The organism is Scandinavium tedordense, assembly GCF_024764965.1.
GTDB classification, from domain to species: domain Bacteria; phylum Pseudomonadota; class Gammaproteobacteria; order Enterobacterales; family Enterobacteriaceae; genus Scandinavium; species Scandinavium tedordense.
The window spans coordinates 259,358-272,173 of record NZ_JALIGG010000058.1 but is presented as its reverse complement, the minus strand read 5'-3'; the positions used below and the strand labels follow the sequence as shown (position 1 = coordinate 272,173).

Genomic DNA, 12,816 nt, shown 5'->3' with positions numbered 1-12,816 from the left:
AATCTGGAGAATCACATGCAGCTTAAACGTGTGGCAGAAGCCAAACTGCCAACCCCTTGGGGCGATTTCCTGATGGTGGGCTTTGAAGAACTGGCAACCGGGCAAGATCACGTCGCCCTGGTGTTCGGCGATATTTCTGGGAAAACACCGGTACTGTCGCGCGTACATTCCGAATGTCTGACCGGAGACGCCTTGTTCAGCCTGCGCTGCGACTGCGGTTTCCAACTGGAAGCCGCGCTTACGCACATCGCTGAAGAAGGTCGCGGTATTCTGCTTTATCATCGTCAGGAAGGTCGTAACATTGGGCTGCTGAATAAGATTCGTGCCTATGCGTTACAGGATCAGGGCTATGACACCGTGGAAGCAAATCACCAGTTGGGCTTTGCCGCCGATGAACGTGATTTCACCCTGTGTGCGGATATGTTCAAGCTACTGGGCGTGGATGAAGTGCGTCTGCTGACCAACAACCCGAAGAAGGTCGAAATCCTGACAGAAGCCGGGATCAACATCGTTGAACGCGTGCCGCTGATTGTCGGTCGCAATCCGAAGAACGAACATTATCTCGATACCAAAGCCGCCAAGATGGGCCATCTGCTCGGCAATTAATTATGCTGCGGTGCCTGCGGGCACCGCCTCTCCTGCATGAATCTGTTGATTGTGCCTGTGCCTGAATGGGTGTAAGGTCGAAACATGAATATCACTCGTACCTCCCTCACTTATCGTTGGTGGCAGCCTTAATTTAGGCCGCCTGATATCCCTTTATCTTTTTTTAGTTCAGGCCGCCGGAAGGCGTCCATTCTGTCAACAGAACCGTCTCCGGTGGTCAAAACAGGAGCTTCTGATGACACATCCAACCGCGACATCTCATTGTATTTTAACCGGCGACCGTCCAACCGGGCAATTGCATCTCGGCCACTATGCCGGTTCACTGCGCCAGCGCGTTGCGCTCCAGCAACTGCACCCGCAATTTGTTCTGATTGCCGATTTGCAGGGCTTGACCGATAACGGATCCCGGCCCGAAAAAATCGCCAGTAATATCCTCGAGGTGATGGCCGATTACCTGGCGGTGGGCATCGATCCTCTGCGGACCATTATTTGCCTGCAATCCGCCCTTCCCGCGCTCGCAGAACTGACGATGCTGTATATGAACATCGTCACCGTCTCACGCGTGGAGCGTAATCCAACGGTCAAACATGAAATTCAGCAGAAAGGCTTTGCCCGCTCAGTGCCCACGGGATTTTTGATCTATCCCATCAGTCAGGCCGCCGATATCACCGCGTTCGGCGCTGACCTTGTGCCTGTCGGTGACGATCAGTTACCGATGATTGAGCAGACCAATGAAATTGTGCACAAGATGAACAGCCTGATGAACGCCCCGGTTCTGCGTCACTGTCAGGCCTTACTGAGCGCCACCGGACGCCTGCCGGGCATTGACGGTTCAGCCAAAATGTCGAAATCGCTCGGCAATACGCTGACGCTTTCCGCCAGCGAACAGGAGATCCAGCGTGCCGTTCGCGCGATGTATACCGATCCCTCGCATCTGCGCATTAGCGATCCAGGTAAAATTGAAGGCAACGTTGTGTTCACTTACCTCGATGCATTCCATCCCGATAGCGAAAAAGTGGCGGAGATGAAAGCGCACTATCAACAAGGGGGACTCGGCGACAGACAGTGCAAAAATGAGCTGGAAGACTGCCTGCAGACGCTGCTGTTCCCGATTCGCGAGCGCCGTCAGCGGTTGATTACCGACAAAGAAATGTTATTGGGATTATTGAAGCAAGGCAGTGAGAAAGCCCATGAGCATACGCAAAAAACGCTGCTTGCCGTTAAACGCGGGATGGGGTTGCCGGTGATGTTTTGAACGAAAGGGCCTGCAATTTTTTGCAGGCCCTTATTGTTTGCCCGCTGGCGCCAGTGCTCACCGGGACTACACAAGCAAATAGGCTTAACGCAACATATTACGAATCACATAATGCAGGATCCCGTCGTTCTGGTAATAGGTCAACTCCGTCGCCGTGTCGATACGACAGCGGCAATCAATCACCTCTTTTTTACCATCCGCGCGGGTCAGCGTCACCGGCACAATGGCACCTGGTTTCAGCTTTTGCAGGTCAACGATGTCAATCTGCTCTTCGCCAGTCATCCCCAACGTTTGGCGGGTAACGCCTGCCGGAAACTCAAGCGGCAAAATCCCCATCCCGATCAGGTTAGAACGGTGAATACGCTCGAATGATTCCGAGATAACCACCCGAATGCCCAGCAGACGCGGGCCTTTTGCTGCCCAATCGCGGCTGGAACCCGAGCCGTACTCTTTCCCGGCGATTACCGCCAGGGGCGTACTCTGCTCCTGATAGCGCATCGCGGCATCGTAAATCGAAACAACTTCCGTTCCAGGCAGATGTCGTGTCATACCGCCTTCAATACCGGGCACCATTTCATTACGAATACGGATGTTGGCGAAGGTGCCGCGCATCATCACTTCATGGTTGCCGCGCCGTGAGCCGTAGGAGTTAAAATCGCGGCGTTCGACGCCATGATTTTGCAGATAACGCCCTGCAGGGCTGTCCGGTTTAATACTCCCTGCCGGGGAAATGTGGTCAGTAGTCACGGAGTCACCGAGCATCGCCAGAATGCGCGCGCCGTGAATATCCTGCACCGGGTCCGGCTCTATGCCCATTTCATCAAAGAACGGTGACAGGCGGATGTAGGTTGAGTCCTGCTGCCAGCCATAAGTGTCTGATTTATCCACCTGAATGGCTTTCCATTCCGGCGTGCCTTCAAACACTTCTGCGTACTCTTTGCGGAACATCTCGGTCGAGACTTCTTCCACTGCGCGAGCAATCTCTTTGCCGCTCGGCCAGATATCTTTCAAATACACCGGATCGCCCTTGCGATCATGTCCCAGCGGGTCGGTCATCAGATTAATATTCATATTACCCGCCAGCGCATACGCTACCACCAGCGGCGGTGACGCCAGCCAGTTGGTTTTCACCAGTGGATGAATACGACCTTCAAAGTTACGGTTCCCGGAAAGCACGGCCCCCACGGTTAAATCACCTTTCTTGATGGCCGTTTCTATCGGATCCGGCAACGGACCTGAGTTACCGATACAGGTGGTGCAACCATAACCCACCAGATTAAAGCCCAGCTCATCGAGGTACGGCGTGAGTTTGGCATGGGCCAGGTAATCCGATACCACTTTTGAGCCCGGCGCGAGCGACGCTTTCACCCACGGCTGACGTTGAAGACCAATTTTGACAGCTTTTTTCGCCAGCAGCCCGGCAGCCATTAGTACGCTCGGGTTGGAAGTATTGGTGCAGGAGGTAATGGCGGCAATAACCACCGCACCGTCCGGAAGCTGATACTGATGCCCGTTCAACGTATAGTCGACCGGATTGCGGTCTTTTTGCGCAGTGTTCAGTTCCAGCTCAGAACTCTGTGCAAAGGCTTTCGGCACGTCGCCGAGCGCCACGCGATCCTGCGGGCGTTTCGGCCCAGCAAGACTCGCTTCTACATCTTTCATATCCAGTTCAAGCGTGCTGGTAAACACCGGTTCATCACCGGTATTGCGCCACATGCCCTGCGCTTTGGCGTAGGCTTCCACCAGTTCGATTTGATCGTCGCTGCGACCACTGAGGCGCATGTACTCAAGCGTAACGCCATCAATAGGGAAGAAACCGCAGGTCGCACCGTATTCCGGTGCCATATTGGCGATGGTGGCGCGGTCCGCCAGCGGCAATGAGTCCAGCCCGTCACCGTAGAATTCAACAAATTTACCCACCACGCCGTGCTTACGCAGCATCTGAGTGACGGTCAAAACAAGGTCAGTAGCGGTGATGCCTTCGGCCAATTTGCCGGTCAGTTTGAATCCGACAACATCCGGGATAAGCATGGATACCGGCTGGCCGAGCATCGCGGCTTCGGCTTCAATCCCGCCGACGCCCCAGCCTAAAACACCGAGGCCGTTGATCATCGTGGTATGGGAATCGGTACCGACCAGCGTATCCGGATAAGCAATCCACTCTCCGTCGTGCAGCTCGCTCCACACCGCTTTGCCGAGATATTCCAGGTTAACCTGATGACAAATACCGGTGCCTGGCGGCACGACGCTGAAGCGGCTGAATGCCTGTTGGCCCCAGCGCAGGAATACATAGCGTTCGTGGTTACGTTCCATTTCCAGGCGCACATTTTCGCCAAACGCGTCGTCATCACCGAAGTGATCGACGGTAACCGAGTGGTCAATCACGAGGTCGACCGGTGAAAGTGGGTTTACTTTCGCGGTGTCACCGCCGAGGCGTTTCACGGCCTCACGCATCGCCGCGAGATCGACCACGGCAGGCACACCGGTAAAGTCCTGCATCAGCACGCGCGCTGGACGATAGGCAATTTCACGATCGGCATGGGCATTTTTCAGCCAGCCCGCCAACGCCTGAATATCGTCTTCAGTTACGGAATCACCGTCCTGCCAGCGCAGCAGGTTTTCAAGCAGGACCTTGAGTGATTTTGGCAGGCGAGAAATATCGCCCAGAGTTTTGGCGGCGAGCGGCAGGCTGTAATAGTGATACGTTTTGGCTTTGGCCTGTAACGTGTCCTTACTGGCTTCTCGTAGGGTTGACGACATAGCTCCTCCTTAATGACAGGGATTGCGATACCCTGATGCTCCTCAGGGTCTGTCTATAAAGATAACACAACCAGAACGTAACGCTTTGATAACAACCCGAATTGATAAATGGCAGGGAAACGTGACAGGCGGAAAAAAGAAAACCCAGCGTAAGCGCCGGGTTTATCAGAGGATTATTTGCTAAGCATCCAGACTAGCTGGCACCAGAAAAGGACTGAAAGTGTAAATGTTCCAATCCATGACCAGTATTTCAGGTTACGGTTCGTATTCATTATATTTAACACCCATAGTTATTCATTCTTACTGCCTATTCAGGCAGTGGTCTTATTGCTGTGGTGTATTTATTAACGAGTACAAAAACGAACGTACTGCAAACTCACCGAAAACATTCTGTTGAATGATTAACTTTTTTTATCGTCGGCATCAGCGAAGGAATCAATAAAAGCCTTCTGCTGGGTCGTCAGTTTCCAGGAAGCAGGAACGGTTACCGGCCCCTTTTTGTGGTCTTGCGGTTTGTCATTTGACTGACATGTGGCCTTCACGGGCAGACTCTGACCAGAAACAACCATTTTTAACCCCAATATTTCCAGATGAGTAGTGCAACAACCACCCAAAACAGCGCAGAGCCCAGGAATACCGCCCGCCAGGCTTTTCGTTTCAGCTCAGCATCCCTCTGCGGTTCTTCTCGTCCTGATGGCATTGCTAACCTCATACAATCGGCGTCACTTATCATTGTTGCACCGAACAATCGGTACCAGTAATCATCATTGAGATAAATCCTAATTAAAAAAGCGCTAAAAATCCAGTGATTTTACGAATGGTTACCCATTGGATCTTCAATCTTTGACGGCAAATAAATAATTGACGGAAAAAATTTGCGTAGAGGCAAAATAGTTTCTACTTTTGTCGAGTTTTAACAGCAGATTAATGGATTAGAGGGCTTGGGAATGGAAAACAGAAAAAGGATAAATGCAAATGAGGGAGATTTTAATTTACGTTAAGTGATCTAATTCACGATATCCCCGTTGCCAGGGATACCATTAATACCCGGCGAAATTATTTCTCCGGTAATTTAATATCTTTAAACATCTCTTCGATATCTTCATTGGATCGCAACGCCACGGCGGTATCGACAACGTCGCGGGTCAGATGCGGTGCAAAGCGCTGAATAAAATCATACATGTAGCTGCGCAGGAAAGTGCTGCGACGGAAACCAATCTTAGTGGTGCTATGGCTAAAGATGTCGCCTGCCTCAAGTTTTATAAGGTCAGGGTCGGAAACCGGGTCCACAGCCATACTTGCGATCACACCGACGCCCAGGCCCAGGCGCACATAGGTTTTAATAACATCGGCATCGGTCGCCGTGAATACGATACGCGGCGTAAGCCCTGCGCGATTGAAAGCAGTGTCCAGTTCTGAACGCCCAGTGAAACCAAAGGTGTACGTTACCAGCGGATACTGCGCCAGTTCTTCGATGGTCACCGACCCTTTCCCTGCCAGCGGATGATCCGGCGTAACCACAATAGAACGGTTCCAGTGGTAACATGGCAGCATGACCAAATCGTCATACAGATGCAGCGCTTCGGTAGCGATGGCGAAATCGGCATTGCCTTTGGAGACCGCTTCGGCGATTTGTGTCGGCGACCCCTGGTGCATATGCAACGACACGCGCGGGTAACGCTCAATAAAGCCTTTGATAACGCCCGGCAGCGCATAACGCGCCTGTGTATGGGTGGTCGCTACGTAAAGCGAGCCTTTATCCGGCCAGGTATGTTCCCCGGCGACCGACTTTATCGCATCGACTTTAGACAGGACTTCGCGGGCGATGCGAATAATTTCCTGCCCCGCCGGTGTCACCTGCGTTAGGTGTTTTCCGCTGCGGGCAAATATCTGGATACCCAGCTCATCCTCGAGCATGCGAACCTGTTTACTGATGCCTGGCTGAGAGGTATACAACCCTTCAGCGGTCGAGGAAACGTTGAGGTTATGGTTCACAACCTCAACGATATAACGGAGTTGCTGTAGTTTCATGACCGGTATCCGATATGCGTACGGCGCGGTTGCCTAATACGATTTAATAATAAGAAAATGGTTAACTATAACCACTATATCATTTATACCGGATGTGTATAGATGCGAAGAAAAAATAATAACGTGGCTTTTTTTGCCAAAAGAAAGGGCCGCAGAGCGGCCCTTAACGGGGTTTTCAGTGATTCAGAAACGCGTTACTTCTTCGCGACTTCCTGCCACTTGCCGTCGATAAAGAAGGCGGACCAACCGGTCGCTTTGCCATCTTTTTCAGAAGATACATACTGCTGCTTCGTTTTACGGCTGAAACGCACCATGGTTTTGTTACCCTGACCATCTTCCTGCGGAGCATCTGCCAGATAGCGCAGTTTTTCCGGCAGTCGGTCACGGAAGCGGTACAGCTCTTCCACTAACGGAGCACGCGTCTCACGTGATTTAGGGAAGGTGTTCGCCGCCAGGAACACACCCGCAGCGCCATCACGCAGCACGAAGTACGCATCTGATTTCTCACACTGCAGTTCTGGCAGCGGAGTAGGATCTTCCTTCGGCGGAGCCACTTCACCGTTACGCAGGATTTTGCGGGTATTCTTGCAATCGTCGTTGGTACAAGCCATGTACTTCCCAAAACGTCCCATTTTCAGGTGCATTTCAGAACCACATTTCTCACACTCAACGATTGGGCCGTCATAACCCTTGATGCGGAACTCACCTTCTTCGATTTCGTAACCGTCGCAGGTCGGGCTGTTACCACAGACATGCAGCTTACGTTTCGGATCGATAAGGTAGCTGTCCATCGCCGTGCCACATTTGGCACAACGGCGTTTAGCACGCAGCGCGTTGGTTTCCGCGTCGTCGCCTTCCAGCACGTTCAGCACTTCGTTTTCCGGCACCAGGTTAATGGTGGTTTTGCAACGCTCTTTCGGCGGTAAAGCATAGCCGGAACAGCCCAGGAACACGCCGGTGCTCGCAGTACGGATACCCATCTTACGGCCACATGTTGGGCAGTCGATGCTGGTCATGATCATCGGGTTTGGCTGCATACCGCCTTCTTCCGGATCTTTCTCCGCCGTTTCGAGCTGACGGGTAAAGTCGCCAAAGAAGTCGTTCAGAACCTGTTTCCACTCGGCCTGATGGTTTGCGACCTGGTCAAGGCTGCTTTCCATCTGCGCGGTGAAGTCGTAGTTCATCAGCTCGCGGAAGTTGTCTTCCAGACGATCGGTGACGATCTCGCCCATTTTCTCGGCGTAGAAACGACGGTTTTCAACGCGAACATAACCACGGTCCTGAATAGTCGAAATGATCGACGCATAGGTAGACGGACGGCCTATGCCACGCTTTTCGAGTTCTTTAACCAAAGACGCTTCGCTGAATCGCGCTGGTGGCTTGGTAAAGTGCTGAGCCGGAAGCAGCTCAACCAGGGTCAGCTCTTCGCCTTTTTTCACCGGCGGCAACGTACGGTCTTCGTCGCCTTTACGCAGCGCAGGCATGACTTTCGTCCAGCCGTCGAAGCGTAGCGTACGACCGCGTGCTTTCAGTTTGAAATCACCCGCGCCAACGGTCAGCGTGGTGGAATCGTACTGCGCTGGCATCATCTGACACGCCACAAACTGGCGCCAAATCAGCTGATACAGTTTCTGCGCGTCAGCTTCCATATCTTTCAAAGATTCGGCCACAACCGCAACATCAGAAGGACGAATGGCTTCGTGCGCTTCCTGTGAATTCTCTTTGCTGGCGTACTGATTAGCGTTTTCCGGCAGATATTTCTTACCGAAATTTTCGCCAATATAGTCGCGAACCATGCTTACCGCGTCCTGACTCAGGTTTGTGGAGTCGGTACGCATATAAGTGATGTGACCCGCTTCATAGAGACGTTGAGCCATCATCATGGTTTTCTTCACACCGTAGCCGAGACGGGTGCTTGCCGCCTGCTGGAGCGTGGAAGTAATGAACGGCGCGCCCGGCTTGCTGCTGGTCGGCTTATCTTCACGTTCGAGTACGCTGTAGCGCGCTTTTTCAAGCTGGCTAACTGCGGCCATGGTTTCATCGCGGGTAACCGGACGGAACGGCTTATCGTGATGATGGCTGACTTCCAGCGGCAGCGCATCGCCTGACGGCGTCGCGGTGTTGGCGTCAATTTCCCAGAACTCTTCCGGAACGAACGCTTTAATTTCACGTTCGCGCTCGACAACCAGACGTACGGCAACAGACTGTACGCGTCCTGCAGACAGGCCACGAGCAATCTTTTTCCACAACAGTGGAGAGACCATGTAACCCACCACGCGATCGACGAAACGACGCGCCTGCTGAGCATTAACCCTGTCGATGTTCAGTTCACCTGGCGTGTCAAACGCCTGACGAATCGCATTCTTGGTTATCTCGTTAAACACCACGCGGCTATAGCGTGAGTCATCACCACCGATCACTTCCCGCAGGTGCCATGCAATGGCCTCCCCTTCGCGGTCAAGGTCAGTTGCGAGATAGATATGGTCAGCTTTTTCAGCTAACTGTTTGAGTTCAGCGACAACCTTTTCTTTACCTGGCAGCACTTCATACTGGGCAGCCCAGTCGTGCCACGGATCGACGCCCATGCGGTTTACAAGCGCACCGCGTTCATCCTTTTTCGGCTTTTTGGCCGGTTTGGCGGCGGTAGAGTCGGCGCTCTTTTTGCTTGCTGAGCCACTGGTCGGCAGATCACGGATATGACCCACGCTGGATTTCACAACGTAGTCATTACCCAAGTACTTATTGATCGTTTTGGCTTTTGCCGGGGACTCAACGATAACGAGAGCTTTACCCATATTCACCTTTACCTAATTTGATTCTTCCAGGAATACGCACTTCCAAAAGGAGATGGTGCATATATCGCACTTGAATTCACCTTCCACTGGCGACGTGCCTAAATCTTGAGGCGGCGTCAATGGATATCAACCCCTTCTCTGGTCCGGCCCCAGAAGCCTGAGTCAGAGGATTGAGTTTGCTGGCCTTTTCCTGCCAGGTGGTATAGCACGAAGAATTTTCGGTCGAATGTCAAGCAATTCTGTTGCCAGAATGCGAAAGCGTCACACTGTACCTGATAAAATCTGTTACGCAACTTTATTAGCATGCAAAAGCAATTCCCGCCAGCCGACGCGACCTCGCGATGTCCTTGTGTTTAACAGGGAAAATTTGCCCGCGCGCCGCGCCGGGAGTAAACTATCGGCATGTTTTAGAGGAGTCAGTGATGCAAGAAACATCCCAACCTATCGATAGCCAGTCCCTGCTAGTAGAAGCTAACCGCCTGATCCGTGAACATGATGATACGATGAAAGGTATCGAAGCGACCGGTGTGAAACAGCTCAACGGTGTGCTGGTGTTCAGCGGCGAATACTATCTTGATGAACAAGGCCTGCCGACGCCAAAGAGCACCGCGGTGTTCAATATGTTCAAATATCTGGCTCACCAGCTGTCAGAAAAATACCACCTGGTCGATTAAAAAAATGCGAGGCTCAGGCCTCGCATTTCATTTACATCATCGGTTTTTGCCCACGCTGCCACCAGCGCATCAACAGATGGTCTGCGCTTTCTGCAGCACTGCCGGTAAAACGGTCCATCAGTTTCTTGCGTTGCAGATAACGAACGTTCAGCACGTCGTGTCCGTCCATCAGTCCGAGCAGCAGGTCATCACTGGTGCCAATTTCATCCACCAGCCCTTTCTCCTGAGCCTGTTGACCGTACCAGTGTTCGCCTGTCGCCACCTGGTCAATATCTAGCTGCGGGCGCATTTGATGCACAAACTCTTTGAAAAGCAGATGGGTTTCGTTGAGATCTTCGCGGAACTTCTGTCGCCCTTCTTCGGTATTCTCACCAAGCAGCGTCAGCGTGCGTTTATATTGGCCCGCCGTATGCAATTCGATGTCGATATCTTTATTTTTCAGGAAACGGTTAAAGTTCGGAATTTGCGCGACCACGCCAATGGAGCCGATAATGGCGAACGGTGCGGAAACAATTTTGTTCCCGACGCAGGCCATCATATAGCCGCCGCTGGCCGCCACTTTATCGACCGCAATGGTCAACGGGATCTGCTTATCGCGAAGGCGCTGGAGCTGTGACGCGGCAAGGCCATAACCATGCACCACGCCGCCAGGGCTTTCCAGACGCACTACCACCTGATCCTGCGGTTTGATCACCGCCAGCACGGCAGTAACTTCTTCGCGCAGCGCGGTGACCTCATGGGCGTCCATGCTGCCTTTGAAATCCAGCACCCAGACTTTGGGCTTATCGCCGGTTTCTTTTACGCCCCTTTTCGCGTTAGCCTTCGCCGTTTTGGCTTCAAGTTTGTGCTTTTTCTTCTGCGCTTTGTGCCTGAGCTTTTGCTGTGGGCCGTCAAGCAGCGCCACGCTCATATCTTCCTGCATCTCTTTATATTGTTCACTGAGATTCGTGATCCGCAGCTCTCCGCGCTGCCTTTTACGTTGGGTAAGATTCACGATTAGCGTAGCAACTACCGCAATCGCGACCACAATCGTGGCGATTTTCGCCAAAAACAACCCATATTGAGAAAGTAGTTCCACGCTTCCACCTTGAAAAGAATCACTCGGTTATCGCGCACAGTGTACAACAGCCCATACAGTGCGTCTCCCGCCTGAATTGTACGATGCGAGCATGCTTCCCGTTTTTTTCATGGGCAATGAAATGATTGCAAAATGTTAATTCTGAACAGGCTTTCCGTCTGGCTGATTGAAATACCCGCCCGTTTAGGGCATAAAGCCGAAAAGCGAACAAACAGAATCAGAACAGTAACGTGGGGCAACGAAGCGCCACAGGAGAGAGTCCGTGCATTATCAACCGCAACACGAATTGCTACAACATCGCATCATTCTGGTCACCGGCGCCAGCGACGGTATTGGTCGTGAAGCCGCTCTGACCTATGCCCGCTACGGTGCGAGCGTCATTCTCTTGGGTCGCAATGAAGATAAACTGCGCGCCGTTGCCCAGCAGATCCAACAGGAAGGCGGCATTGCACCACAGTGGTTTATTCTTGATTTGCTCACCTGCACGCCAGAAACCTGTCACCAGTTGGCGCAGAAAATCAGCATTCACACTCCGCGCCTGGACGGCGTGCTGCATAACGCGGGTTTGTTAGGTGACGTCGTACCGATGGACCAGCAAAAGCCGGATGTCTGGCAGGATGTGATGCAGGTTAATGTCAACGGCACATTTTACCTCACCCAGGCGCTTCTTCCTTTATTACTCACATCGGATTCCGGTTCACTGGTCTTCACCTCGTCCAGCGTCGGGCAACAAGGCCGCGCCAACTGGGGCGCGTATGCGGTCTCCAAATTCGCCACCGAAGGCATGATGCAGGTTCTGGCCGAAGAATATCAGGGTCAGCTGCGCGTCAACTGCATAAACCCAGGCGGCACCCGCACCGGGATGCGGGCCAACGCATTTCCAACGGAAGATCCTCAGAAGCTAAAAACCCCGGCCGACATCATGCCGTTGTATTTATGGCTGATGGGCGACGACAGCCGTCGCAAAACCGGGATGACTTTCGACGCCCAGCCGGGCCGCAAACCAGGGATTTCACAATGAGTGATGACCGTCATCGCGAACGACAGCAACGCCTGAAAGAAAAAGTCGACGCTCGCGTCGCTGACGCCCAGGAAGAGCGCGGTATCCTGCTGGTGCTGACCGGTAACGGCAAAGGCAAAACCACGGCAGCGTTTGGCACGGCGACGCGCGCGGTGGGTCATGGCAAGAAAGTCGGCGTTATTCAGTTCATCAAGGGCGAATGGCCGAACGGCGAACGAAATTTGCTGGAGCCACATGGCGTAGAATTTCAGGTGATGGCGACTGGATTTACCTGGAACACGCAGGATAAAGCGGGCGATACCGCCGCCTGTTTAGCGGTCTGGGAACATGCGAAGCGTATGATGGCCGATACCCGCCTGGATATGGTGATCCTCGACGAGCTGACCTACATGGTGGCTTACGATTATCTGCCGCTGGAAGAGGTGTTAACGGCGCTGCGCAACCGTCCGCATCACCAGACGGTAATCATCACGGGTCGCGGATGTCATCGGGATATTCTGGAGATAGCGGATACGGTGAGCGAACTGCGCCCGGTGAAGCATGCCTTCGATGCGGGCATTAAAGCACAGCTCGGTATCGACTATTAAAAAAGGCCC

12 protein-coding genes are annotated in these 12,816 nt (G+C 52.8%); 5 read left to right on the top strand and 7 right to left on the bottom strand.

Features of this window, described 5'->3' with window-relative positions; all coding sequences use genetic code 11:
- The first annotated feature begins 15 nt into the window (after positions 1–15).
- Complete coding sequence (ribA, locus tag MUU46_RS20640) at positions 16–606, top strand: GTP cyclohydrolase II (protein WP_159758842.1); 591 nt, start codon at positions 16–18, stop codon at positions 604–606.
- Between the two features lie 235 nt (positions 607–841).
- Entirely contained in the window at positions 842–1,861 is a 1,020-nt protein-coding gene (gene trpS / locus MUU46_RS20635; RefSeq protein ID WP_258966527.1) for a tryptophan--tRNA ligase, read from the top strand.
- A gap of 84 nt (positions 1,862–1,945) precedes the next feature.
- On the opposite strand, the gene acnA is transcribed toward trpS, so the two are convergent.
- The 6 genes from acnA to topA all read right to left on the bottom strand — a co-directional run bounded on the left by acnA (position 1,946) and on the right by topA (position 9,447).
- On the bottom strand, positions 1,946–4,621 hold the full coding sequence (acnA, locus tag MUU46_RS20630) for an aconitate hydratase AcnA (protein WP_258966526.1): 2,676 nt from the start codon (positions 4,619–4,621) through the stop codon (positions 1,946–1,948).
- Positions 4,622–4,794: 173 nt separating this feature from the next.
- Positions 4,795–4,893, bottom strand: a complete 99-nt coding sequence (ymiC, locus tag MUU46_RS20625) for a small membrane protein YmiC (protein WP_258966525.1) — start codon at positions 4,891–4,893, stop codon at positions 4,795–4,797.
- 129 nt (positions 4,894–5,022) lie between these two features.
- Positions 5,023–5,190, bottom strand: a complete 168-nt coding sequence (locus MUU46_RS23125) for a YciX family protein (protein ID WP_509908884.1) — start codon at positions 5,188–5,190, stop codon at positions 5,023–5,025.
- Between the two features lie 2 nt (positions 5,191–5,192).
- Entirely contained in the window at positions 5,193–5,354 is a 162-nt protein-coding gene (locus MUU46_RS20620; protein ID WP_110507931.1) for a YmiA family putative membrane protein, read from the bottom strand.
- A gap of 323 nt (positions 5,355–5,677) precedes the next feature.
- Positions 5,678–6,652, bottom strand: a complete 975-nt coding sequence (gene cysB / locus MUU46_RS20615) for an HTH-type transcriptional regulator CysB (RefSeq protein ID WP_097161090.1) — start codon at positions 6,650–6,652, stop codon at positions 5,678–5,680.
- Positions 6,653–6,846: 194 nt separating this feature from the next.
- On the bottom strand, positions 6,847–9,447 hold the full coding sequence (gene topA / locus MUU46_RS20610; protein ID WP_159758836.1) for a type I DNA topoisomerase: 2,601 nt from the start codon (positions 9,445–9,447) through the stop codon (positions 6,847–6,849).
- 422 nt (positions 9,448–9,869) lie between these two features.
- Between topA and MUU46_RS20605 the strand changes: the two genes are divergently transcribed.
- On the top strand, positions 9,870–10,121 hold the full coding sequence (locus MUU46_RS20605) for a YciN family protein (protein ID WP_159758834.1): 252 nt from the start codon (positions 9,870–9,872) through the stop codon (positions 10,119–10,121).
- Positions 10,122–10,152: 31 nt separating this feature from the next.
- Here the strand turns inward: MUU46_RS20605 and sohB are convergent, their stop codons facing one another.
- Positions 10,153–11,199 (bottom strand): protease SohB, encoded by a 1,047-nt coding sequence (sohB, locus tag MUU46_RS20600; RefSeq protein ID WP_159758832.1) that lies wholly within the window; start codon positions 11,197–11,199, stop codon positions 10,153–10,155.
- Between the two features lie 262 nt (positions 11,200–11,461).
- On the opposite strand from sohB, the gene MUU46_RS20595 reads away from it, so the two are divergent.
- The gene (locus tag MUU46_RS20595; RefSeq protein WP_258966524.1) at positions 11,462–12,220 is read left to right on the top strand and encodes a YciK family oxidoreductase; all 759 of its coding nucleotides are present in this window, start codon (positions 11,462–11,464) and stop codon (positions 12,218–12,220) included.
- Complete coding sequence (gene cobO / locus MUU46_RS20590; RefSeq protein ID WP_159758828.1) at positions 12,217–12,807, top strand: cob(I)yrinic acid a,c-diamide adenosyltransferase; 591 nt, start codon at positions 12,217–12,219, stop codon at positions 12,805–12,807. The genes MUU46_RS20595 and cobO overlap by 4 nt, the downstream gene beginning before the upstream one ends.
- Positions 12,808–12,816 lie beyond the last annotated feature (9 nt).